Annotated in this window: 17 protein-coding genes; 14 read left to right on the top strand and 3 right to left on the bottom strand. The window is 54.6% G+C overall.

The window, feature by feature from the left end:
- The first annotated feature begins 31 nt into the window (after positions 1–31).
- Complete coding sequence (gene sseB / locus ICA20_RS06770) at positions 32–808, top strand: enhanced serine sensitivity protein SseB (RefSeq protein ID WP_038643302.1); 777 nt, start codon at positions 32–34, stop codon at positions 806–808.
- Positions 809–844: 36 nt separating this feature from the next.
- On the opposite strand, the gene timP is transcribed toward sseB, so the two are convergent.
- Both timP and sseA read right to left on the bottom strand, forming a co-directional pair.
- Entirely contained in the window at positions 845–973 is a 129-nt protein-coding gene (timP, locus tag ICA20_RS06775) for a small toxic inner membrane protein TimP (protein WP_306669585.1), read from the bottom strand.
- Between the two features lie 339 nt (positions 974–1312).
- A complete protein-coding gene (sseA, locus tag ICA20_RS06780) occupies positions 1313–2164 on the bottom strand; it encodes a 3-mercaptopyruvate sulfurtransferase (protein WP_038642619.1) in 852 nt (283 codons plus the stop codon).
- Positions 2165–2370: 206 nt separating this feature from the next.
- On the opposite strand from sseA, the gene ICA20_RS06785 reads away from it, so the two are divergent.
- The 12 genes from ICA20_RS06785 to ICA20_RS06840 all read left to right on the top strand — a co-directional run bounded on the left by ICA20_RS06785 (position 2371) and on the right by ICA20_RS06840 (position 21039).
- Positions 2371–7305 carry an alpha-2-macroglobulin gene (locus ICA20_RS06785; RefSeq protein WP_038642617.1) on the top strand — a complete coding sequence of 1645 codons (4935 nt, stop codon included), beginning with the start codon at positions 2371–2373 and terminating at the stop codon, positions 7303–7305.
- Entirely contained in the window at positions 7306–9618 is a 2313-nt protein-coding gene (gene pbpC / locus ICA20_RS06790; RefSeq protein ID WP_038642615.1) for a peptidoglycan glycosyltransferase PbpC, read from the top strand.
- 149 nt (positions 9619–9767) lie between these two features.
- Entirely contained in the window at positions 9768–10199 is a 432-nt protein-coding gene (ndk, locus tag ICA20_RS06795) for a nucleoside-diphosphate kinase (RefSeq protein WP_003037710.1), read from the top strand.
- A 250-nt stretch (positions 10200–10449) separates the two neighbouring features.
- Positions 10450–11616 carry a bifunctional tRNA (adenosine(37)-C2)-methyltransferase TrmG/ribosomal RNA large subunit methyltransferase RlmN gene (locus tag ICA20_RS06800; RefSeq protein WP_003037713.1) on the top strand — a complete coding sequence of 389 codons (1167 nt, stop codon included), beginning with the start codon at positions 10450–10452 and terminating at the stop codon, positions 11614–11616.
- 285 nt (positions 11617–11901) lie between these two features.
- Positions 11902–12900, top strand: coding sequence for a cytoskeleton protein RodZ (gene rodZ, locus ICA20_RS06805; RefSeq protein WP_038642612.1), 999 nt, complete (start codon positions 11902–11904; stop codon positions 12898–12900).
- 26 nt (positions 12901–12926) lie between these two features.
- On the top strand, positions 12927–14045 hold the full coding sequence (gene ispG, locus ICA20_RS06810; RefSeq protein WP_016154000.1) for a flavodoxin-dependent (E)-4-hydroxy-3-methylbut-2-enyl-diphosphate synthase: 1119 nt from the start codon (positions 12927–12929) through the stop codon (positions 14043–14045).
- Between the two features lie 110 nt (positions 14046–14155).
- Positions 14156–15430, top strand: coding sequence for a histidine--tRNA ligase (gene hisS / locus ICA20_RS06815; RefSeq protein ID WP_038642610.1), 1275 nt, complete (start codon positions 14156–14158; stop codon positions 15428–15430).
- A gap of 13 nt (positions 15431–15443) precedes the next feature.
- Positions 15444–16064, top strand: coding sequence for a YfgM family protein (locus ICA20_RS06820; RefSeq protein ID WP_038642608.1), 621 nt, complete (start codon positions 15444–15446; stop codon positions 16062–16064).
- A 10-nt stretch (positions 16065–16074) separates the two neighbouring features.
- A complete protein-coding gene (gene bamB / locus ICA20_RS06825; RefSeq protein WP_038642607.1) occupies positions 16075–17253 on the top strand; it encodes an outer membrane protein assembly factor BamB in 1179 nt (392 codons plus the stop codon).
- A gap of 117 nt (positions 17254–17370) precedes the next feature.
- A complete protein-coding gene (gene der, locus ICA20_RS06830) occupies positions 17371–18843 on the top strand; it encodes a ribosome biogenesis GTPase Der (RefSeq protein WP_038642605.1) in 1473 nt (490 codons plus the stop codon).
- Positions 18844–19142: 299 nt separating this feature from the next.
- Positions 19143–20684 (top strand): peptide MFS transporter, encoded by a 1542-nt coding sequence (locus ICA20_RS06835; RefSeq protein ID WP_038642603.1) that lies wholly within the window; start codon positions 19143–19145, stop codon positions 20682–20684.
- A gap of 139 nt (positions 20685–20823) precedes the next feature.
- Positions 20824–21039: a zinc ribbon domain-containing protein gene (locus ICA20_RS06840; RefSeq protein WP_038642601.1), complete on the top strand. Its 216-nt coding sequence runs from the start codon at positions 20824–20826 to the stop codon at positions 21037–21039.
- Here the strand turns inward: ICA20_RS06840 and xseA are convergent.
- A complete protein-coding gene (gene xseA / locus ICA20_RS06845; RefSeq protein WP_038642599.1) occupies positions 21036–22409 on the bottom strand; it encodes an exodeoxyribonuclease VII large subunit in 1374 nt (457 codons plus the stop codon). The two genes, ICA20_RS06840 and xseA, sit on opposite strands and share 4 nt — an antisense overlap.
- A 160-nt stretch (positions 22410–22569) precedes the next feature.
- Here xseA and guaB point away from each other — a divergent pair, with 160 nt between their 5' ends.
- Positions 22570–24036, top strand: coding sequence for an IMP dehydrogenase (gene guaB, locus ICA20_RS06850; protein WP_038642597.1), 1467 nt, complete (start codon positions 22570–22572; stop codon positions 24034–24036).
- The last annotated feature ends 42 nt before the right edge of the window (positions 24037–24078 follow it).

Below are 24078 nucleotides of genomic sequence, written 5' to 3' on the forward strand. Positions count from 1 at the left end.
CCTACATGTATTCATCCAATTTGTGATCCTTATGTCCGAAACAAAAAATGAATTAGAAACGTTGCTGGAACAAGCGGCGACAGAGCCTGCGCATCGACCGGCATTTTTCCGTACTTTACTTGAATCCACCGTCTGGGTGCCGGGTACTGCTGCAGAAGGCGAGGCGGTGGTTGAAGACAGCGCCCTCGACCTTCAGCACTGGGAAAAAGAAGACGGCACAACCGTGATCCCGTTCTTTACTTCCCTTGAGGCCCTGCAGCAGGCGGTTGAAGATGAGCAAGCATTTGTCGTTATGCCGGTGCGTACGTTGTTTGAAATGACGCTCGGCGAAACGCTGTTTCTCAACGCGAAACTGCCGACCGGCAAAGAGTTTATGCCGCGTGAAATCAGTCTGCTGATCGGTGATGAGGGGAGTCCGCTAAGCACCCAGGAGGTACTGGAAGGCGGCGAATCGCTGATCCTCTCTGAAGTCGCTGAACCGCCAGCGCAGATGATCGACTCGCTGACCACGCTGTTTAAAACCATCAAGCCGGTAAAACGCGCGTTTCTCTGCTCAATCAAAGAAAGTGCGGAAGCTCAGCCGAACCTGCTGATTGGTATTGAAGCCGAAGGTGATATTGAAGAGATCATTCATGCCGCAGGCAGCGTCGCGACCGATACATTGCCGGGCGATGAACCGATTGATATTTGCCAGGTGAAGAAAGGCGAGAAGGGCGTCAGCCACTTTATTACCGAGCATATCGCGCCGTTCTACGAACGCCGCTGGGGCGGCTTCCTGCGCGACTTTAAACAAAACCGGATTATCTGAGTGAAGGAAAGCCGCCCCGAAGGGCGGCTACCAGGCTTACTTGCCCTGGGTGCTGAGCGTCACGCGTATGGAATTACCTGGGTAATCCCGATCCCCGTGAAGACACAACGCGCCAGAAACAACAAGCACGATACAGAAGTATCGTATCTTCATTGCGCGGTCCATGCGAAGACCGCATCACGACAGCACCACTGGCGATAATGCCGCGATAGCAAGCGCTGAGACGCGCTTGCATAAACGGCCATGGGACATCCTTTCCTGAAGCCAGCGCCCGTTTGCGAGACGGCGGAAAGGACCGGGGAAGATAATACGCTAAATATTGAATAGTTTCCCTGCTAATCAACTTGACTTTCGCTCCCTTAAAAGGGAGTATTTGTTTGCTGAGACGCGCTTGCATTGCTATGGTGACATAGCCTGCTGGAAAGGCCGCGAACCGGACTGGCACAAAAAAACCGCTCATTTGGGCGGTTTTTTTGTGGGCGAAAAAGATGAGTAAATCAGATTTTATTTAGCCTCAGATGGTTCTACCGGTAAATCGTTGCGCGCTCCCCATTCGCTCCACGCCCCGTCATACAGTGCGACGTTCGAAACATCCAGCGTGGCAAGCGCCAGTACCACCACGGCAGCCGTTACGCCGGAGCCGCAGCTGGCGATAATGGGGCGGTCAAAGCTCACGCCGTGGCTGAAGAAAATAGCATCCAGCTCATCGGTAGTTTTGAGTTCGCCGTCACGAACCAGCTCTGTCCACGGTACGTTAAGCGCACCGGGTACATGACCACGCTTCAGGCCTGGACGCGGCTCGTCAACTTCGGCATTAAAACGCGCAGCCGGGCGGGCATCGACGATCTGCGCCGTTTTTTCATGACTGGCCAGCAGCACATCGGTGACGCGCACCACGGCTTCAGGCGTAAATGCGACGTTAAATTCGCCTTCGGGTAACTCCTCGTTTCCTTCCTGCAGCATGAGCTCATCGCGCTGCCAGCCAGCAAGACCGCCCGCCAGAATGGAGACATTCTCGACGCCAAAAGTCCGCAGCATCCACCATGCGCGCGGCGCCGAAAACAGATTGCCGTCATCGTAGACAACCAGATGTTTATCCTGATGAATACCCAATTCGCGCATCGCGACAGCGAAGGCTTCCGGGCGCGGCATCATGTGCGGCAACGGCGAGGTATGGTCGGAAAGCGCTTCAATATCAAAAAAAACGGCGCCAGGAATATGACCTGCGCGATACTCCTCGCCAACATCGCGATCTTCCTGACCTGGAGGTGCCATCCGGGCATCAAGGATTTGTATTTCCGGGTCGTCAATGTGTTCGGCAAGCCAGTCGGCAGCGACAAAGAAGGCGGTGGTCATAGGCATCTCCATTTTTACCAGGTTTTGGCAAATTGTCGGACGTTTAGTGCAAAGCGACAAGTAAAAGAGGCTGATTTGTCAGGTGAATCCACATTAATCACGAAAATTAGGACAACGTTGTTCATTTACTGGCTTCCACAGCCTGAAAACTAACGCATAATAGTTGTTCTACGTAGCTAACGGGCCACTATGGCCAGGGATGAAAAATGAAACATTTACGCGTAGCGGCCTGCATGCTGATGCTGGCACTTGTCGGGTGTGATAATAATAACGAAAAATCGACGACGGCTGCGAAGCCGGATGCACCTGCTCCGCAGACTGCGCCCGCAAAAGACAAGGCCCAGTTAGAAAAGCTGATGCAACAAAGTCAGGGCAAGTCGCTGACGCTGTTAGATGCCTCAGAGGTCCAGCTCGACGGCGCGGCAACGCTCGTGTTGACCTTCTCCATTCCCCTCGATCCGGAACAGGATTTTTCCCGCGTAGTGCACGTTGTCGATAAAAAAAGCGGCAAAGTCGATGGTGCCTGGGAGCTGGCGCCAAACCTGAAAGAGCTACGCTTGCGGCACCTCGAACCTAACCGGGAACTTGTGGTTACCATTGAGCGTGATTTACTGGCGCTGAATAAAGCGACGTTTGGTATCGATTATGAAAAAAATATCACCACACGTGACGTCCAGCCGAGCGTAGGGTTCGCCAGTCGCGGTTCGCTACTGCCGGGAAAAGTGATTGAAGGGCTGCCGGTGATGGCGCTCAACGTTAACAGTGTGGATGTGAATTTTTATCGCGTGAAGCCAGAGTCGCTCGGCGCGTTTGTCAGCCAGTGGGAATACCGCAATTCGTTGTCGAACTGGGAATCCGATAATCTGCTGAAAATGGCGGAACTGGTCTATACCGGACGCTTTGACCTCAACCCTGCGCGCAACACTCGCGAAAAGCTGTTGCTGCCGTTGAGCGAAATCAAACCGTTGCAGCAGGCTGGTGTTTACATCGCGGTGATGAATCAGGCCGGAAAATACAACTACAGTAATGCCGCGACGCTGTTTACGCTCAGCGATATTGGTGTGTCAGCGCATCGTTACCATAATCAACTGGATATCTTTACGCAGAGTCTGGAAAACGGCGCTGCGCAGCAGGGCATTGACGTCACATTACTCAATGAAAAAGGGCAGACGCTGGCGCAAGCCACCAGTGACGCGCAGGGGCATGTACAGCTCAAGACTGATAAAGAAGCTGCCTTATTGCTGGCCCGCAAAGACGGGCAGACTACGCTGCTTGACCTGAAACTTCCGGCATTGGATCTGGCTGAGTTTGATATTGCCGGCGCGCCGGGATACAGCAAACAGTTCTTTATGTTTGGTCCGCGCGATCTCTATCGCCCCGGTGAAACGGTGATCCTCAATGGATTACTACGTGACAGCGACGGTAAAACGTTGCCCGACCAGCCGGTGAAGCTGGAAGTGGTCAAGCCCGACGGACAGGTTTTACGCTCGGTTGTCAGCCAGCCGGAGAACGGTCTGTACCGCTTTAGCTGGCCGCTGGATAGCAGCGCGCCGACCGGTATGTGGCATATTCGCGCCAATACTGGCGACAACCCGTCGCGGATGTGGGATTTCCACGTTGAAGATTTTATGCCAGAGCGGATGGCGCTCAATCTCACCGCCAGCAAAATGCCGGTAGCGCCAACTGATGAAGTGAAATTCTCGGTGGTGGGTTACTACCTGTACGGCGCGCCCGCCAACGGCAACGCTCTGCAAGGGCAGCTTTTCCTGCGCCCGTTACGCGAAGCGGTGCAGACACTACCGGGGTTTCAGTTTGGTAATATTGCCGAAGAAAACCTTTCCCGCAGTCTTGATGAAGTTCAGCTCACGCTGGACGATCACGGTCGCGGCGAAGTGACCGCCAACAGCCAGTGGCAGGAGACGCATTCCCCGTTACAGGTGGTGTTGCAAGCCAGCCTGCTGGAGTCGGGTGGCCGACCGGTGACGCGTCGGGTTGAACAAGCCATCTGGCCTGCGGATACGCTGCCGGGGATTCGACCGCAGTTTGCGGCGAAATCTGTTTATGATTATCGCACTGACACCACGGTGAATCAGCCTATCGTCGATGAAGACAGCAATGCCGCTTTCGATATTGTGTATGCCGATGCGCAAGGTGATAAAAAAGCGGTGTCCGGCTTGCAGGTGCGTTTTATCCGCGAACGTCGTGATTATTACTGGAACTGGACTGAAGGCGAGGGCTGGCAATCGCAGTTTGATCAAAAAGATCTGATCGAAGGTGAGCAGACTCTGGATCTTAAGGCTGATGAAACCGGTAAAGTGAGCTTTCCGGTTGAGTGGGGCGCCTATCGTCTGGAAGTAAAAGCGCCGAATGATGCGGTGAGCAGCGTGCGCTTCTGGGCGGGTTATAGCTGGCAGGATAATAGCGACGGCAGCGGCTCTGTTCGCCCCGATCGTGTGACCCTGAAACTGGATAAACCCGGCTATCGTCCTGGCGATACCATGAAGCTGCATATTGCCGCCCCCGCGGCTGGCAAAGGTTATGCGATGGTAGAATCCAGCGAAGGACCGTTGTGGTGGCAAGAAATAGACGTGCCTGCGAATGGCCTGGACCTCACTATTCCAGTCGATAAAACCTGGAATCGCCACGATTTGTATCTCAGTGCGCTGGTGGTTCGTCCTGGCGACAAATCCCGTTCGGCGACGCCAAAACGGGCGGTTGGGTTGCTGCATTTACCGCTGGGCGATGAAAATCGTCGTCTGGGACTGGTGCTGGAAAGTCCGGCGAAAATACGCCCAAATCAGCCGTTAACCGTCAAGATTAAAGCCAGCGTTAAAAATGGCGACGTGCCAAAACAGGTTAACGTACTGGTCTCTGCCGTTGATAGCGGGGTGTTGAACATCACTGATTACGTTACGCCCGACCCATGGCAGGCATTTTTCGGGCAAAAACGCTATGGTGCGGATATTTATGATATCTACGGTCAGGTAATTGAAGGGCAAGGACGTCTGGCGGCGCTGCGCTTTGGTGGCGATGGCGATGAGTTAAAGCGTGGCGGTAAGCCTCCGGTTAATCACGTCAATATCGTGGCGCAACAGGCGTTACCGGTCACGCTTAACGAGCAGGGCGAAGGAACGGTGACGTTACCGATTGGTGATTTCAACGGCGAGCTGCGGGTCATGGCGCAGGCCTGGACGGCGCATGACTTTGGCAGCAGCGAAGGCAAAGTAATTGTCGCCGCGCCGGTGATTGCTGAACTGAACATGCCGCGCTTTCTGGCGGGGGGAGATACTTCGCGCCTGACGCTGGACGTGACCAACCTGACCGATAAACCACAGACGCTGAATATTAACCTCGCGGCCAGCGGTTTACTGGAACTGATAGGGCAAGATCTTGCGCCTGTGAATCTGGCGCCAGGCGTACGGACTACGCTGTTTATTCCGGTGCGCGCGCGGGAAGGCTTTGGCGAGGGTGAAATTCAGGCGCAGATTAGCGGTCTGTCTCTGCCAGGGGAAACGCTGCCTGTGCAGCACAAACAGTGGAAGATTGGCGTGCGCCCGGCGTTTCCCGCGCAAACTGTCAATAATGGCGTTGCGCTCCAGCCGGGGGCAACCTGGCAGCTGCCTGGCGAAGAGTTGGCTAATTTCTCTCCTGTGACGATGCAGGGGCAATTGCTGTTTAGCGGTAAACCGCCGCTGAATCTGGCGCGCTACATCCGTGAACTGAAAGCTTACCCTTACGGTTGTCTTGAGCAAACGGCGAGCGGGTTGTTCCCCTCTTTATACACTAATGCCGCGCAACTGAAGGCATTAGGTATCGCGGGCGACAGTGATGAAAAACGCCGTGCGGCAGTAGAGATTGGCATTTCCCGTTTACTGCAAATGCAGCGCGATAACGGCGGTTTTGCGCTGTGGGATAAGAACGGGCCGGAAGAGTACTGGCTGACCGCGTACGTAATGGATTTCCTCGTCCGCGCGAACGAACAAGGCTACAGCGTCCCGGTTGAGGTGATTAACCGGGGGAACGAGCGGCTGCTGCGTTATTTGCAGGATCCGGGGATGATGTCGATTCGTTATACCGATGACTCGTCTGCAAGCCGGTTTGCTGTACAGGCCTACGCCGCGCTGGTGTTGGCTCGTCAGCAAAAAGCCCCGCTTGGCGCACTGCGTGAAATCTGGGAGCGCCGCGCTCAGGCGGCTTCTGGTTTGCCGCTGTTGCAACTGGGGATCGCGCTGAAAAACATGGGCGATGCTAATCGCAGTGAACAGGCGCTTACGTTGGCGCTGAATACACCGCGTCGCGATGCACAACAGTGGATGGCGGATTACGGCAGTCAGCTACGCGACAACGCGCTGATGCTGGCATTGCTGGAAGAGAACAAGCTCAAACCTGAAGAGCAGAATACGTTGCTGAACACATTGTCAGAACAGGCCTTTGGTCAGCGCTGGCTCTCTACTCAGGAAAATAATGCGTTGTTCCTTGCCGCGCGTACGTTACAGGATTTACCTGGCACGTGGCAGGCGCAAACATCACTCTCTGAACAGCCGTTAGCAGGTGATAAATCGCAAACCCGGAATCTGGATGCCGACGAGCTGTCCACGCTGAGCGTCACGAATACCGGTAATCTGCCGCTGTGGCTGCGTCTGGATGTCAGTGGTTATCCGCAAACCGCACCGACGCCTGCCAGCAACGTCCTGCATATTGAACGTCAGATCCTGGGACTCGACGGGAGCAGCAAATCACTGGATTCTCTGCGCAGCGGCGAATTGGTGCTGGTCTGGCTGGACGTTAAAGCCAGCCAGAACGTGCCGGATGCGCTGGTCGTCGACTTACTGCCTGCCGGACTGGAGCTGGAAAACCAGAATCTGGCTAACGGCAGCGCCAGTCTGCAGGATAGCGGTAGCGAAGTGGCGAACCTGCTCAATCAGATGCAGCAGGCGGATATCCAGCATATTGAGTTCCGTGACGATCGCTTTGTCGCTGCGGTGGCGGTCAATGAAGGACAGCCGGTTACGCTGGTCTATCTGGCGAGAGCAGTAACACCGGGAACGTATCAGGTTCCCGTCCCGCAGGTGGAATCAATGTATGTTCCGCAGTGGCGGGCAACCAGTGCGGCAGAGGGGCTTTTGATTGTCAGACCATAAATGATGCGCGGGTTGGGTAAACGCGGCTGCTGGCTCTGGCTGGCAGTCGTTGCGCTAGTGTTTGTGATGGCGATTTGGGCGGCAGACAAAATCTGGCCGCTGCCGCTTCATGAGGTGGATCCCGCGCGTGTCGTGGTGGCGCACGATGGTACGCCTCTCTGGCGCTTTGCCGACGCGGACGGTATCTGGCGTTATCCGGTGACGATTGATGAGGTATCCCCCCGCTACCTTCAGGCCTTAATCAATTACGAAGACCGCTGGTTCTGGAAACACCCCGGGGTCAATCCGTTTTCAGTACTGCGCGCGGCGTGGCAGGACCTCTCATCCGGGCGCGTCGTTTCAGGCGGCAGCACGCTCACCATGCAGGTGGCGCGTTTACTCGATCCCCACCCACGCACCTTTGGCGGTAAGTTTCGCCAGCTCTGGCGCGCGTTGCAACTGGAATGGCATCTGTCCAAGCGCGACATTCTGACGCTGTATCTTAACCGTGCGCCGTTTGGCGGCACGCTGCAAGGCGTGGGCGCAGCGAGCTGGGCCTATCTTGGCAAATCGCCTGCACAACTGAGCTACTCCGATGCAGCATTGCTGGCTGTGCTGCCACAGGCGCCGAGCCGTCTGCGTCCGGACCGTTGGCCGGAGCGCGCTGAAGCGGCGCGTAATAAAGTGCTCGAACGTATGGCAATTCAGGGCATTTGGTCCGCAAAACAGGTGCAGGAGTCACGCGAAGAGCCGGTCTGGCTGGCCCCCAGGCAGATGCCGCAGTTAGCGCCGTTATTTTCGCGCATGATGCTGGGAAAAAGCCGCAGCGATAAAATCGTGACTACCCTTGACGCCGGGTTGCAGCGGCAACTCGAAGAGCTGGCGCAAAACTGGAAAGGGCGATTGCCGGCGCGCAGTTCGCTGGCGATGATTGTGGTCGATCACACCGATATGAGCGTGCGTGGCTGGGTGGGGTCAGTGGATATGAATGATGACTCCCGCTTTGGTCATGTGGATATGGTGAATGCGATCCGCTCGCCGGGATCGGTGCTGAAGCCGTTTATCTATGGTCTGGCGCTGGATGACGGATTAATTCATCCCGCTTCGTTGTTGCAGGATGTACCACGGCGAACTGGTGATTATCGACCGGGGAATTTTGACAGTGGTTTTCACGGACCGGTAAGTATGAGCGAGGCGCTGGTACGTTCGCTGAATTTACCCGCGGTTCAGGTACTGGAAGCCTATGGCCCGAAGCGTTTTGCCGCATCGTTACGTAACGTCGGTTTACCGTTATATCTGCCCGCAGGGGCTGCGCCGAATCTGTCGCTGATTTTGGGCGGGGCGGGGGCAAGGCTTGATGATATGGTGGCGGCGTATAGCGCCTTTGCCCGCCACGGGAAGGCGGGTAAATTGCGTCTGCAGCCAGCAGACCCGCTACTGGAGCGTCCGCTGATGTCGGCAGGCGCGGCGTGGATTATTCGCCGGATTATGGCTGACGAAGCACAACCGCTACCGGATAACGCACTGAGCAGAGTGGTTCCTCTGGCGTGGAAAACGGGTACCAGCTATGGCTATCGCGATGCGTGGGCGATTGGGATTAACGCCCGTTATGTGATTGGCATCTGGACCGGCAGGCCCGACGGTACGCCGGTGGTGGGGCAGTTTGGCTTTGCCAGCGCCGTACCGCTGCTCAATCAGGTCAACAATCTGCTGCTCTCTCGCGGGACGAATCAGCCGGAAGACCCCCGTCCTGAATCCGTTAGCCGCGGCGTGGTATGTTGGCCGGGCGGGCAATCTCTTGCGGCTGGAGACAGTAACTGTCGCCGCCGGCTGGCAACCTGGCTACTGGATGGCAGTCAGCCGCCAACACTGTTATTACCTGAGCAGGAAGGTGTTAACGGCATTCGTTTCCCTGTCTGGCTGGACGGAGAGGGCAAACGCGTGGCGGCGGATTGCCCGCAGGCGCGCGAACAGACGCTTATCGTCTGGCCCTTGCCGCTTGAACCATGGCTGCCGGAATCAGAGCGCCGTGGGGCGAGATTACCGCCTGTTTCTGCCACATGTCCGCCGTTGGGGCAGGATCCCGGGTTACCGTTGCAGTTGACAGGTCTGCGCGATGGCGCGATTGTGAAGCGTTTACCTGGTTCTCCAGAGGCTTCATTGCCGGTGCAAACCAGCGGTGGAACAGGTGATCGCTGGTGGTTTCTTAACGGACAACGTCTGGACGAGCGCGGACGTCACCTGACGCTACGTCTGACGGCCAAAGGGGATTACCAACTGCTGGTGATGGATGACGCCGGACAGGTGGCGACGGTGAGATTTTCGGTGCAGTAGACCAGTTGGTGAGTATTTGTTGCTAAAACTCATCTTATTTTAAAGAAATGTTACCTTCATCAATAGTCAATTGCCGGGATGCTCTTTATAATCCGCGCCAGGTCGTATATCTATATAGACAACAACAGAACATATTACAGAGGTTATCAATGGCTATTGAACGTACTTTTTCCATCATTAAACCAAACGCGGTGGCAAAAAACGTTATTGGGAGCATCTTTGCGCGCTTTGAAGCTGCAGGGTTCAAGATTGTAGGGACTAAAATGCTGCACCTGACCGTTGAGCAGGCGCGTGGCTTTTATGCTGAGCACGACGGCAAGCCGTTCTTTGACGGTCTGGTTGAATTCATGACCTCCGGTCCGATCGTTGTTTCCGTTCTGGAAAGCGAAAACGCCGTACAGCGCCATCGCGATCTGCTGGGCGCTACCAACCCGGCGAACGCGCTGGCCGGTACCCTGCGTGCCGACTACGCTGACAGCTTCACCGAAAACGGGACTCACGGTTCTGATTCCGTTGAGTCTGCCGCTCGCGAAATCGCCTATTTCTTCGGTGAGGGCGAGGTTTGCCCGCGTACGCGCTAATAAGCTCGTTCTGTAGGCCGGATAAGCGTTTGCGCATCCGGCTCTGCTTTGCCTGATGGCGACGCGAGGCGTCTTATCAGGCCTACGTTCTTTCTTTACATATTATTTTCGCTAATGCTTCGTGCAAACGTGGCATCCCTGCGCCAGACTTTGTACAATGCAACGCCCCGGAAGAGCAGACCGCTTGCCGGGGCGTTTCTTTTTAACCCTCCACGGGCCACAACGTGTAACAACGAGGCCGGAAAAAATTATGTCTGAATTAGTTAACACTTCTGAAGTCGTCATTCCTGCGGTTCCAAATAAAAATGGAAAAATTAACCTGCTGGATCTGAACCGTCAGCAAATGCGCGAATTCTTCAAAGAAATGGGCGAAAAGCCGTTTCGTGCCGATCAGGTCATGAAATGGATGTACCACTATTGCAGCGACAACTTTGATGACATGACTGACATCAATAAGGTGCTGCGTAACAAGCTGAAAGAAGTCGCTGAAATTCGCGCCCCGGAAGTGGTGGAAGAGCAGCGTTCCTCTGACGGCACGATCAAATGGGCTATCGCGGTTGGCGATCAGCGCGTTGAAACTGTTTATATCCCGGAAGACGATCGTGCGACCCTGTGTGTTTCTTCACAGGTTGGTTGTGCATTAGAGTGTAAATTCTGCTCTACGGCGCAACAGGGATTTAACCGTAACCTGCGAGTGTCGGAAATCATTGGTCAGGTTTGGCGTGCGGCGAAAATCGTCGGCGCGGTAAAAGCAACAGGTGTTCGTCCTATCACCAACGTGGTGATGATGGGGATGGGCGAGCCGTTGCTCAACCTGACTAACGTGGTGCCGGCGATGGAAATCATGCTGGATGACTTCGGTTTCGGGCTGTCCAAGCGTCGCGTTACGCTTTCCACCTCAGGGGTTGTACCTGCGTTGGATAAGCTGGGCGATATGATTGACGTTGCGCTGGCGATCTCTCTGCATGCGCCGAACGATGAAATTCGTGACGAAATTGTGCCTATCAACAAAAAGTACAATATCGAAACGTTCCTCGGGGCAGTGCGTCGTTATCTGGAGAAATCCAACGCCAACCAGGGTCGTGTGACCATTGAGTATGTCATGTTGGATCACATTAATGACGGTACCGAACACGCGCATCAACTGGCTGAACTGCTGAAAGATACGCCGTGTAAGATCAACCTGATCCCATGGAACCCGTTCCCTGGCGCACCGTATGGTCGTAGCTCTAACAGCCGTATCGATCGTTTCTCCAAAGTGTTGATGAGCTATGGTTTCACCACCATCGTGCGTAAAACACGTGGCGATGATATCGATGCAGCCTGCGGCCAATTGGCAGGCGACGTTATCGACCGTACCAAGCGTACTCTGCGCAAGCGTATGCAGGGTGATGCTATCGACATCAAAACCGTTTGATGCCGAGCGCACTACGGTATAATTCTTGTACCGTAGTGCAATGTAAGCCAGGGGAGGTTCTTTGGTTGTTGTCGTCAGGTCAATAATAACGGTGCGTTTTTGTCGACTTTAAGGCAGTATGTAACGGCGCAACAAGAGTTTAGCCCTCAGGTTTACGCTTTTTTGTCATTGGTAGTCTGACCGTTTTATACTGTCTGACGAAGGTTAACTGACCAGATGTTTCGCGGTGTGGGTGAGCATTGTGACTCGCCGGCGCCAGAACCCAAATTTACGCAGCTGTAGCGAATGAATACTGAAGCCACGCACGACAAAAATGAAGCACTCTCCACCGGCGTTCGTCTGCGCAATGCCCGTGAACAACTCGGATTCAGCCAACAGGCAGTCGCGGAACGACTGTGCCTGAAGGTCTCCACGGTACGCGATATTGAAGAAGATAAGGCACCAGCCGATCTCGCTTCAACATTCCTGCGTGGGTACATCCGTTCTTATGCGCGTCTGGTGCATATTCCTGAAGAAGAACTGTTGCCGGGGCTGGAAAAACAGGCTCCAGTTCGCCCTGCTAAAGTCGCGCCGATGCAGAGCTTCTCGCTCGGTAAGCGTCGTAAAAAGCGCGATGGCTGGTTAATGACCTTCACCTGGCTGGTGCTGTTTGTTGTTGTCGGACTGACAGGCGCCTGGTGGTGGCAGAACCATAAAGCGCAGCAGGAAGAGATCAGCACCATGGCCGATCAATCTTCTGCTGAGCTGAATGCCGGTAAAGACAGCGCGCAGAATGTACCGTTAGATACCAGCGCCGCAGCAGGTCAGGAGACGACGCCGACTGCAGATGATGGCGCAGTGGCGGACGCCGCGCCATCGACGGATGCTCCGTCAACCCCGGCGCCAGCCGCGGATGCGCAACAGAATGCTGTTGTAGCGCCGTCTCAGGCCAATGTGGATACCGCAACCGCAGCGCCAACAGCGCCAACAAATGCGGCCCCGCTGCCGACTGACCAGGCGGGTGTAAGTACCCCAGCAGCCGATCCTAACGCACTGGTAATGAACTTTACCGCCGATTGCTGGTTGGAAGTAACCGATGCGACCGGTAAAAAATTGTTCAGCGGTATGCAGCGTAAAGACGGTAATCTGAATTTGACCGGTCAGGCGCCGTACAAACTGAAAATTGGCGCTCCGGCGGCAGTGCAGATTCAGTTCCAGGGTAAACCTGTCGATCTGAGTCGTTTTATCAGAACTAACCAGGTTGCACGTCTGACCGTTAATGCCGAACAATCACCGGCTCAGTAACAGACGGCAATGCGGGAGATTTTTTAATGCATAACCAGGCTCCAATTCAACGTAGAAAATCGACACGCATTTACGTTGGGAACGTGCCGATCGGCGATGGCGCGCCCATCGCCGTACAGTCTATGACCAATACGCGCACCACTGACGTGGAAGCGACGGTTAATCAGATCAAAGCGCTGGAACGCGTAGGCGCAGATATTGTTCGTGTCTCTGTACCGACAATGGATGCTGCAGAAGCGTTCAAGCTTATCAAACAGCAGGTTAATGTCCCGCTGGTTGCCGATATTCACTTCGACTACCGTATCGCGCTGAAAGTGGCGGAATACGGCGTTGACTGTCTGCGTATCAACCCAGGCAATATCGGTAATGAAGAACGCATCCGCATGGTAGTAGACTGCGCTCGTGATAAAAATATTCCTATCCGCATCGGCGTAAACGCCGGATCGCTGGAAAAAGATCTGCAGGAAAAATACGGTGAACCGACGCCGCAGGCGCTGCTGGAATCCGCTATGCGTCATGTGGATCACCTCGATCGTTTGAACTTCGATCAATTCAAAGTCAGCGTTAAAGCCTCTGACGTTTTCCTCGCCGTAGAATCCTATCGCCTGCTGGCGAAACAGATCGATCAACCGCTGCATCTGGGGATCACCGAAGCCGGTGGCGCACGTAGCGGGGCGGTGAAATCCGCGATCGGTTTAGGATTGCTGCTATCAGAAGGGATCGGCGATACGCTGCGTGTTTCTCTGGCTGCCGATCCGGTGGAAGAGATCAAAGTGGGCTTCGATATTTTGAAATCGCTGCGCATTCGCGCGCGCGGGATCAATTTCATCGCTTGTCCAACCTGCTCACGTCAGGAATTCGACGTTATCGGTACGGTTAACGCGTTGGAGCAACGCCTGGAAGACATCATTACGCCAATGGATGTTTCGATCATCGGCTGTGTGGTAAATGGTCCTGGCGAAGCGCTGGTTTCTACGTTGGGCGTGACGGGCGGTAACAAGAAAAGCGGCCTGTACGAAGACGGTGTGCGTAAGGACCGACTCGACAACGACGATATGATCACGCAGCTTGAAGCCCGTATTCGCGCTAAAGCGAGTATCCTGGACGAAGCGCGCCGTATCGACGTGCAGCAGCTTGAAAAATAACAACGTGATGGGAAGCGGCGTGCTTCCCGTGTATGATTGAACCCGCATGGCGCCCGCATTGTTCGGGTTAGCGCTGAGGGTTCATTTTTATATTCATAAAGAGAATAAACGTGGCAAAAAACATTCAAGCCATTCGCGGCATGAACGATTATCTGCCTGGCGAAACCGCCATCTGGCAGCGCATTGAAGGCACACTCAAAAACGTGCTCGGTAGCTACGGTTACAGTGAAATCCGCTTGCCGATTGTAGAGCAGACCCCGTTATTCAAACGCGCGATCGGTGAAGTTACCGACGTGGTTGAAAAAGAGATGTATACCTTTGAGGACAGAAATGGCGACAGCCTGACTCTGCGTCCTGAAGGGACTGCGGGCTGCGTACGCGCCGGCATTGAACATGGTCTCCTGTACAATCAGGAACAGCGTCTGTGGTATATCGGGCCGATGTTCCGCCACGAACGTCCGCAGAAAGGACGCTATCGTCAGTTCCATCAGTTGGGTGTCGAAGTGTTTGGCCTGCAGGGCCCGGACATCGATGCTGAACTGATTATGCTGACCGCTCGCTGGTGGCGCGCGCTGGGTATTTCTCAACATGTTAGCCTGGAGGTGAACTCAATTGGTTCGCTTGAAGCCCGCGCTAACTACCGTGATGCGCTGGTCGCCTATCTGGAACAGCATAAAGAGAAACTGGACGAAGACTGCAAGCGTCGCATGTACACCAACCCGCTGCGCGTGCTTGACTCCAAAAACCCAGAAGTGCAGGCGCTGCTCAACGACGCACCTGCGCTGGGTGATTATCTCGATGATGACTCTCGCGAGCATTTCGCGGGTCTGTGCAAACTACTGGAATCCGCAGGGATTGCCTACACCGTTAATCAGCGTCTGGTTCGTGGTCTTGATTACTACAACCGCACCGTATTTGAGTGGGTTACCAGCAGTCTGGGCTCGCAGGGTACAGTGTGTGCCGGTGGTCGTTACGACGGTCTGGTAGAGCAACTGGGCGGTCGCGCAACGCCAGCTGTGGGCTTCGCCATGGGCCTGGAACGCCTTGTTTTGTTAGTTCAGGCAGTGAATCCGGAATTTATTGCCTCCCCTGTTGTCGATATATACCTGGTTGCTTCAGGCACAGACACACAGTCGGCAGCAATGCGGCTTGCGGAACGTCTGCGTGATGAAGTTCCTGGTGTGAAACTGATGACCAACCACGGCGGCGGCAACTTTAAGAAACAGTTTGCCCGTGCCGATAAGTGGGGCGCCCGCGTTGCACTGGTACTGGGTGAGTCCGAAGTGGCTGACGGTACTGTTGTAGTGAAGGATTTGCGCTCTGGTGAGCAAACGGCAGTAGCGCAGGATGGCGTTGCCGCGCATTTGCGCACTCTACTGGGCTAAGGAGAAGGACAGCGTGGAAATTTACGAGAACGAACACGACCAGGTTGATGCGGTAAAACGCTTCTTTGCCGAAAACGGCAAAGCGCTGGCGGTTGGGATAATTTTAGGGGTTGGCGCACTGGTTGGCTGGCGTTACTGGACCAGCCATCAGACGGAGTCCGCACGCTCTGCTTCTCTGGCATACCAAAATACGGTGACCGCAGTTAGCGCGGGTAAAGCGGATAGCATTCCTGCGGCAGAGAAATTTGCAGCAGAGAATAAAAATACCTACGGCGCGTTAGCTTCACTGGAACTTGCGCAGCAGTTTGTTGACCAAAATGAACTTGAGAAAGCCGCAAGCCAGCTGCAACAAGGCCTGGCTGCAACCAGCGATGAGAATCTCAAAGCGGTGATTAACCTGCGTCTGGCTCGTGTTCAGGTTCAACTTAAACAGGCTGATACCGCGCTGAAAACACTCGACACCATTAAAGGTGAAGGGTGGACGGCCATTGTTGCCGATCTGCGCGGTGAAGCGTTGCTGAGCAAGGGCGACAAACAAGGTGCGCGTAGCGCATGGGAAGCGGGTGTGAAAAGCGATGCCTCTCCTGCTCTGAGCGAAATGATGCAGATGAAAATCAATAATTTGTCCATCTGAGAGGGACCCGATGCAATTGCGTAAATTACTTCTGCCAGGGCTGCTTTCCGTTACCCTATTGAGCGGCTGTTCACTGTTTAGTGGCGAAGAAGATGTCGTTAAGATGTCCCCATTACCGGTGGTTGAAAACCAGTTTACTCCGTCTACGGACTGGAGCACTTCCGTGGGCAACGGTATTGGTGATTTCTATTCCAATCTTCATCCTGCGCTGGCGGATAACGTTGTCTATGCAGCCGATCGCGCAGGTGTCGTGAAAGCGTTGAACGCAGACGACGGCAAAGAAGTGTGGTCTGTTAATCTGGGTGAGAAAGACGGTTGGTTCTCCCGTGCATCTGCACAGCTTTCTGGCGGCGTAACCGTGTCCGGTGGTCATGTTTACATTGGCAGTGAAAAAGCGCAGGTTTATGCGTTGAATACCAGCGACGGTACCACCGCATGGCAGACGAAAGTTGCCGGTGAAGCGCTGTCCCGTCCGGTTGTGAGCGATGGCATGGTATTAATCCACACCAGCAACGGTCAATTGCAGGCGTTGAACGAAGCTGACGGCGCCATCAAGTGGACCGTTAACCTCGACATGCCATCCCTGTCTCTGCGTGGCGAATCTGCCCCTGCGACGGCCTTTGGCGCAGCAATTGTTGGTGGTGATAACGGTCGCGTAAGCGCCGTGCTGATGCAGCAGGGCCAGATGATTTGGCAGCAACGTATTTCTCAGGCGACAGGCCCAACGGAAATCGATCGTCTGAGTGACGTTGATACCACGCCGGTTATCGTCAATGGCGTTGTTTACGCGCTGGCTTATAATGGTAACCTGACCGCGCTGGATCTGCGCAGTGGCCAGATTATGTGGAAACGTGAACTGGGCTCGGTGAATGATTTCATCGTCGATGGAAACCGTATCTACCTGGTCGATCAGAACGACCGCATACTGGCGCTGACCACCGACGGCGGCGTGACGCTGTGGACGCAAAGCGATCTGTTGCACCGTCTGCTGACGTCTCCGGCATTGTATAACGGCAATTTGGTTGTGGGCGATAGCGAAGGCTACCTGCACTGGATTAACGTTGAAGATGGTCGCTTTGTTGCCCAGCAGAAAGTCGACAGCTCCGGTTTCCTGACCGAGCCAGTCTCTGCGGATGGTAAACTGATGATCCAGGCGAAAGACGGTACGCTGTACTCCATTACGCGTTAATCGTCCTGGCCGCTCGCTTTGAAAAACGGCTCCTGGTGCAGGGGCCGTTTTACTGTTTTTAACAACGGCGCAAAAATGTGCGCGTTGTCTGATGATTTTTTAAATGAGGCTTTAAACATGGTACCTGTGGTCGCGCTTGTCGGGCGCCCTAACGTTGGCAAATCCACGTTATTTAACCGTCTAACTCGCACCCGAGATGCGCTGGTTGCGGATTTCCCGGGTCTGACTCGTGACCGTAAGTACGGTCGTGCGGAAATTGAAGGCCGCGAGTTTATCTGTATTGATACCGGCGGTATTGATGGTACGGAAGACGGTGTTGAAACCCGCATGGCTGAACAGTCTCTGTTGGCTATCGAAGAAGCGGACGTTGTACTGTTTATGGTGGATGCGCGTGCTGGCCTGATGCCAGCGGATGAAGCCATTGCTAAACATCTGCGTTCACGCCAGAAACCGACGTTCCTGGTGGCCAACAAAACGGACGGACTGGATCCCGATCAGGCGGTTGTTGATTTCTACTCGCTGGGTCTGGGTGAAATTTATCCGATTGCTGCCTCCCATGGTCGCGGCGTTCTCAGTCTGCTGGAGCATGTTCTGCTGCCGTGGATGGATGACGTTGCACCGCAGGAAGAAGTCGATGAAGATGCGGAATATTGGGCGCAACTGGAAGCCAAAGAAAACGGTGAAGAAGAGCCTGAAGACGACTTCAACCCGCAGGATCTGCCGATCAAGCTGGCGATTGTCGGGCGTCCGAACGTAGGTAAGTCCACACTGACTAACCGTATTCTCGGCGAAGACCGCGTGGTGGTTTACGACATGCCAGGGACCACGCGTGACAGCATTTATATTCCGATGCAACGCGACGAACGTGAATATGTGCTGATCGACACCGCTGGCGTGCGTAAGCGCGGGAAAATTACCGAAGCGGTAGAAAAATTCTCAGTCATCAAAACGCTGCAGGCGATTGAAGATGCCAACGTGGTTATGCTGGTGATTGATGCGCGGGAAGGTATTTCCGATCAGGACCTGTCGCTGCTGGGCTTTATCCTCAATAGTGGGCGCTCACTTGTTATTGTCGTCAACAAATGGGACGGCCTGACGCAGGAAGTGAAAGAGCAGGTCAAGGAAACGCTGGACTTCCGTCTGGGCTTTATTGATTTTGCGCGCGTACACTTTATCTCTGCGCTGCACGGTAGCGGTGTCGGTAATCTGTTTGAATCGGTCCGCGAAGCGTACGACAGCTCCACCCGTCGCGTTAGTACCGCGATGCTGACGCGTATCATGACCATGGCGGTAGAAGATCATCAGCCGCCGCTGGTACGTGGTCGTCGCGTGAAACTGAAATATGCCCATGCCGGTGGTTATAACCCGCCGATCGTGGTGATTCATGGCAATCAGGTGAAAGATCTGCCGGATTCATATAAGCGCTATCTGATGAACTACTTCCGCAAAACTCTGGACGTGATGGGGACTCCGATCCGCATTCAGTTCAAAGAAGGGGAAAACCCGTTTGCGAATAAACGTAATACGCTGACGCCGACCCAGATGCGTAAACGTAAGCGTTTGATTAAGCACATTAAAAAAAGCAAATAATCGTTGCTGATGTTGATAAAAACCCGCGCTTGTCGCGGGTTTTTTTTCGGTATTCCATCGCCAGCCTCAGCCCGCGCGATGTCAATCACTATTCGTTTTTTACCAAGTTTAAATCTAAGAAAGTAGACATTTGTCGAGTTTTCATCTTAAAGTCCGGGGGTTGGTACTAGACAAAACTAGCCTTAGGTTATCAAATGGTTAAATAACTTTTCGCCGCATGTAAAAAATCGGTCAGATACGTAACTGGCTGGCGTACATGCGGTGTTTACACGCACGACGACATAACTTTCGGGAGAATTATGCAATCCTCTGTTAATCAAAAAGAAAGCCGAACTTTCTTCGGTCATCCTTATCCGCTCGGCTCGCTGTTCTTCACAGAGATGTGGGAGCGTTTCTCGTTTTATGGCATTCGCCCATTACTGATCCTGTTTATGGCGGCTACCGTCTATGACGGCGGCATGGGGCTGGCGCGTGAAAACGCCTCGGCGATTGTGGGTATTTTTGCCGGTACGATGTATCTCGCTGCGCTGCCTGGTGGTTGGCTGGCGGATAACTGGCTCGGCCAACAGAAAGCCGTATGGTACGGTTCCATCCTGATTGCGCTTGGTCATCTGTCGATTGCGCTTTCGGCCATTATGGGTAATAACCTGTTCTTTATCGGCCTGATGTTTATCGTGCTCGGTTCCGGTCTGTTTAAGACCTGTATTTCGGTCATGGTTGGCACATTGTATAAAAAAGGCGATGCGCGTCGTGATGGCGGTTTCTCGCTGTTTTACATGGGCATCAATATGGGGTCATTCATCGCCCCCTTGATCTCCGGTTGGTTGATTAAAACCCATGGCTGGCATTGGGGCTTTGGTATCGGTGGTATCGGGATGCTGGTGGCGTTAATCATCTTCCGTGTGTTTGCCGTTCCGTCGATGAAACGCTACGACAGCGAAGTGGGACTGGACTCGACCTGGAACAGCCCGGTAGTGAAGCGTAACGGTGTGGGCGCATGGCTACTCGCGCTGGCTGTCGGTGTGGCGATTATCGTTACGCTGATTGCGCAGGGCGTGATTGTGATTAATCCGGTCGCGGTTGCCAGCATACTGGTGTACGTGATTGCCGCCTCTGTTGCGCTCTACTTTATCTACCTGTTCATCTTTGCCGGCCTGAATCGCAAAGAGCGCGCCAGACTGCTGGTTTGCTTTATCCTGCTGGTTTCCGCCGCATTCTTCTGGTCGGCGTTTGAGCAAAAACCCACCTCGTTCAACCTGTTCGCCAACGACTACACTAACCGTATGATCGGTGATTTTGAAATTCCGGCGGTTTGGTTCCAGTCGATAAACGCCCTGTTTATCATCCTGCTGGCGCCGGTATTTAGTTGGGCGTGGCCGAAGCTGGCGAGTATGAACATTCGCCCGAGCAGCATCACTAAGTTTGTTATCGGTATTTTGTGTGCGGCGGCAGGCTTTGGCCTGATGATGCTGGCGGCGCAAAACGTTCTCAGCAACGGCGGGGCGGGCGTTTCTCCATTCTGGCTGGTAGGCAGTATCCTGATGCTGACGCTTGGCGAGCTGTGTCTGAGCCCAATCGGTCTGGCGACCATGACGCTGCTGGCGCCGGAAAGAATGCGTGGGCAAATGATGGGCCTGTGGTTCTGTGCCAGTGCGCTGGGTAACCTGGCCGCAGGTCTGATTGGCGGTCATGTGAAGGCTGACCAACTGGATATGCTGCCGGATCTCTTCGCTCGCTGCTCGATTGCGCTGCTGATCTGCGCCGCGATCCTGATTGTCCTTATTGTTCCCATTCGTCGCATGCTGGAAAATACGCAAACTAAACCGGCTACCAGCGCCTGATAACACCTCAATTATGCCGGGGCAGAAACTATGCCCCGGTCATTCAATTGATGAGGTATGACGTTTTGTTGGACCTGGGAGACATTCAGCGCAGCGTGTTAAACTCAACGCAAGAATCGATCCCTGTACTGGAGTTGCAATGTCTATCATTTGTCCGGATTGCCACGCTGAACTGGAGCCACAAAACGGTGCGGCGCGCTGTGAGAGTTGCCAAAAAGATTTTCAACTGGAAGCACGTTGCCCGGAGTGCTATCAACCACTCGAAGTACTCAAGGCTTGTGGCGCGGTGGATTATTTCTGTCAGCATGGCCATGGGCTGATTTCGAAAAAACGCGTGGAGTATGTGCCGGTTTAAACCGGCTTTTTCTTCCGCGTTTTTTTCGCCGCCGTTACGCCCCTCACTTCGCTTTCCACCCAGCCATCTGCTAGTCGGGTGGTGATGACATCGCCTGCGCTGACCTGTTTGATCTGTTTCAGTACGCCGCCGCCCGTGGTGGTAGAAACGCTGTAGCCGCGCGCCAGCGTCGCCAGCGGACTGACCGCTTCGAGATGGGTAACCGCGTTGCCGAAACGCTCGCGCTGTTCGCTTATACGTGTGCGTACATTCTCCGTCAGACGATATTCCAACTGCTGAATACGGGCTTGCGCGCGATAAATGCGGGGCTGTGGATTTTGTTGATTCAGTCGCTGCAGCACACGTTGCTGGCGCTGATTCGCCTGCTTTATTTGGTTTTCCAGCGCGCTGCTCATGCGCTGACGCAGCCGTTCCAGAGAAGTTTGCTGGCGCGCCAGACGCAACTGCGGGTGCTGCTGCTGGAGGCGGTGGAAAAGCTGCGTGAAACGACGGGTGCGGTTGGCGAGGTAGTAATCCATCGCCATGCCCAGACGCTGCTGGGCAGACTGCACCTGACGCAGTAGCTCTTGCTGGTTACGGCTGACGATTTCCGCCGCCGCCGACGGCGTCGGCGCCCGCAGGTCGCCGACAAAATCGGCGATAGTGACGTCGGTTTCGTGGCCGACGGCGCTAACCACCGGAATGCGGCTGGCAAATATTGCGCGCGCCACGCGTTCGTCGTTAAAACTCCATAAATCTTCCAGCGAGCCGCCGCCGCGCCCGACGATTAACACGTCGCACTCGCCACGCGCGTTTGCCAGTTCAATGGCGCGAACGATTTGCCCCGGCGCGTCGTCGCCCTGTACCGCGGTAGGGTAGATAACCACTGGCAGCGACGGATCGCGGCGTTTAAGAACGTGGAGAATATCGTGCAGCGCCGCGCCGGTTTTCGAGGTAATCACCCCGACACAGTGGGCCGGGGAGGGCAGCGGTTGCTTATATTGCTGATCGAACAACCCTTCCGCCTGCAGTTTGGCTTTCAGCTGTTCATACTTCTGCTGTAATAGCCCTTCGCCCGCGGGCTGCATGCTCTCAACAATTATCTGGTAATCGCCGCGCGGTTCGTACAGCGTGATGTTGGCGCGTACCAGTACCTGCTGACCGTGCTGCGGACGGAACGTCACCCGGCGGTTGCTGTTGCGGAACATCGCGCAGCGCACCTGGGCGTTATCGTCTTTTAAGGTGAAGTACCAGTGGCCGGAAGAGGGCTGGGTGAAATTCGATATTTCGCCGCTGATCCACACTTGTCCCATCTTCTGCTCAAGCAGCAGACGAACCGTCTGATTCAGGCGGCTTACGGTAAAAATTGAGGAGGTCTGAGAGGATAACATGTGAGCGGGATCAAATTCTAAATCAGCAGGTTATTCAGTCGAAAGTAACATGCTCACAGAGGAGCGCAAGGTTTTTTTGCAAAAAAGTGTGGATGCAATCGGTTACGCTCTGTATAATGCCGCGGCAATATTTAATAACCTCCCAGGTGAGATATTGCCCATGCTACGTATCGCAAAAGAAGCCCTGACGTTTGACGACGTCCTCCTCGTTCCCGCTCATTCTACCGTTCTGCCGAACACGGCTGACCTTAGCACTCAGCTGACCAAAACGATTCGCCTGAACATTCCTATGCTCTCCGCAGCAATGGATACCGTGACGGAAGCGCGCCTGGCGATTGCCCTGGCACAGGAAGGCGGCATCGGTTTTATCCACAAGAACATGTCTATCGAGCGCCAGGCGGAAGAAGTCCGCCGCGTGAAAAAACACGAATCTGGCGTGGTAACCGACCCGCAGACAGTGCTGCCAACCACCACCCTGCGTGAAGTGAAAGAACTGACTGAACGTAACGGTTTTGCAGGTTACCCGGTAGTGACTGAAGACAACGAACTGGTTGGCATCATCACCGGTCGTGACGTGCGCTTTGTGACTGACCTGAACCAGCCGGTTAGCGTATACATGACGCCGAAAGAGCGCCTGGTGACCGTTCGTGAAGGTGAAGCGCGTGATGTCGTGCTGGCCAAAATGCACGAGAAGCGCGTTGAGAAAGCGCTGGTTGTTGATGACAGCTTCCACCTGCTCGGCATGATCACCGTTAAAGATTTCCAGAAAGCAGAACGTAAACCGAACTCATGTAAAGACGAGCATGGTCGTCTGCGTGTCGGCGCGGCTGTAGGCGCAGGTGCAGGTAACGAAGAACGTGTTGACGCGCTGGTTGCTGCCGGCGTTGACGTACTGTTGATCGATTCCTCTCACGGTCACTCTGAAGGCGTGCTGCAACGTATCCGTGAAACCCGTGCTAAATATCCTGACCTGCAAATCATCGGCGGTAACGTCGCCACTGGCGCTGGCGCTCGCGCACTCGCCGAAGCTGGTTGCAGCGCGGTGAAAGTCGGTATTGGCCCTGGCTCCATCTGTACTACCCGTATCGTCACTGGCGTGGGCGTTCCGCAGATCACTGCCGTTTCAGACGCGGTTGAAGCGCTGGAAGGTACCGGTATTCCAGTTATCGCCGACGGCGGTATCCGTTTCTCCGGCGACATCGCTAAAGCGATTGCCGCTGGCGCCGCTGCCGTCATGGTTGGCTCTATGCTGGCGGGTACCGAAGAGTCTCCGGGCGAAATCGAACTGTATCAGGGCCGTTCTTACAAATCCTACCGTGGTATGGGCTCCCTGGGCGCGATGTCCAAAGGTTCCTCCGACCGTTACTTCCAGAGCGACAACGCCGCTGACAAACTGGTGCCGGAAGGTATCGAAGGCCGTGTAGCGTATAAAGGCCGCCTGAAAGAGATCATTCACCAGCAGATGGGTGGCTTGCGTTCCTGTATGGGTCTGACCGGTTGTGGTACCATCGACCTGCTGCGTACGAAGGCTGAATTCGTGCGTATCAGCGGTGCGGGTATCCAGGAAAGCCACGTTCACGACGTGACCATTACCAAAGAGTCCCCGAACTACCGCTTGGGCTCCTGATAAGTTTCCGCGCCCGGTTTTAAACCGGGCGTTTTGTTATTG

The organism is Citrobacter sp. C5_2 (assembly GCF_014596845.2).
In the GTDB taxonomy this organism is placed as follows: domain Bacteria; phylum Pseudomonadota; class Gammaproteobacteria; order Enterobacterales; family Enterobacteriaceae; genus Citrobacter; species Citrobacter werkmanii.

What these genes read in the sequence shown, in the direction of transcription:
- guaB (WP_038642597.1), top strand. Translation starts at nt 22,570, where the DNA reads ATGCTACGTATCGCAAAAGAAGCCCTGACGTTTGACGACGTCCTCCTC.
- rodZ (WP_038642612.1), top strand. Translation starts at nt 11,902, where the DNA reads ATGAATACTGAAGCCACGCACGACAAAAATGAAGCACTCTCCACCGGC.
- timP (WP_306669585.1), bottom strand. Translation starts at nt 973, where the DNA reads ATGGACCGCGCAATGAAGATACGATACTTCTGTATCGTGCTTGTTGTT.
- xseA (WP_038642599.1), bottom strand. Translation starts at nt 22,409, where the DNA reads ATGTTATCCTCTCAGACCTCCTCAATTTTTACCGTAAGCCGCCTGAAT.
- bamB (WP_038642607.1), top strand. Translation starts at nt 16,075, where the DNA reads ATGCAATTGCGTAAATTACTTCTGCCAGGGCTGCTTTCCGTTACCCTA.
- ICA20_RS06785 (WP_038642617.1), top strand. Translation starts at nt 2,371, where the DNA reads ATGAAACATTTACGCGTAGCGGCCTGCATGCTGATGCTGGCACTTGTC.
- sseA (WP_038642619.1), bottom strand. Translation starts at nt 2,164, where the DNA reads ATGACCACCGCCTTCTTTGTCGCTGCCGACTGGCTTGCCGAACACATT.
- der (WP_038642605.1), top strand. Translation starts at nt 17,371, where the DNA reads ATGGTACCTGTGGTCGCGCTTGTCGGGCGCCCTAACGTTGGCAAATCC.
- ICA20_RS06800 (WP_003037713.1), top strand. Translation starts at nt 10,450, where the DNA reads ATGTCTGAATTAGTTAACACTTCTGAAGTCGTCATTCCTGCGGTTCCA.
- sseB (WP_038643302.1), top strand. Translation starts at nt 32, where the DNA reads ATGTCCGAAACAAAAAATGAATTAGAAACGTTGCTGGAACAAGCGGCG.
- ndk (WP_003037710.1), top strand. Translation starts at nt 9,768, where the DNA reads ATGGCTATTGAACGTACTTTTTCCATCATTAAACCAAACGCGGTGGCA.
- ispG (WP_016154000.1), top strand. Translation starts at nt 12,927, where the DNA reads ATGCATAACCAGGCTCCAATTCAACGTAGAAAATCGACACGCATTTAC.
- ICA20_RS06840 (WP_038642601.1), top strand. Translation starts at nt 20,824, where the DNA reads ATGTCTATCATTTGTCCGGATTGCCACGCTGAACTGGAGCCACAAAAC.
- pbpC (WP_038642615.1), top strand. Translation starts at nt 7,306, where the DNA reads ATGATGCGCGGGTTGGGTAAACGCGGCTGCTGGCTCTGGCTGGCAGTC.
- ICA20_RS06835 (WP_038642603.1), top strand. Translation starts at nt 19,143, where the DNA reads ATGCAATCCTCTGTTAATCAAAAAGAAAGCCGAACTTTCTTCGGTCAT.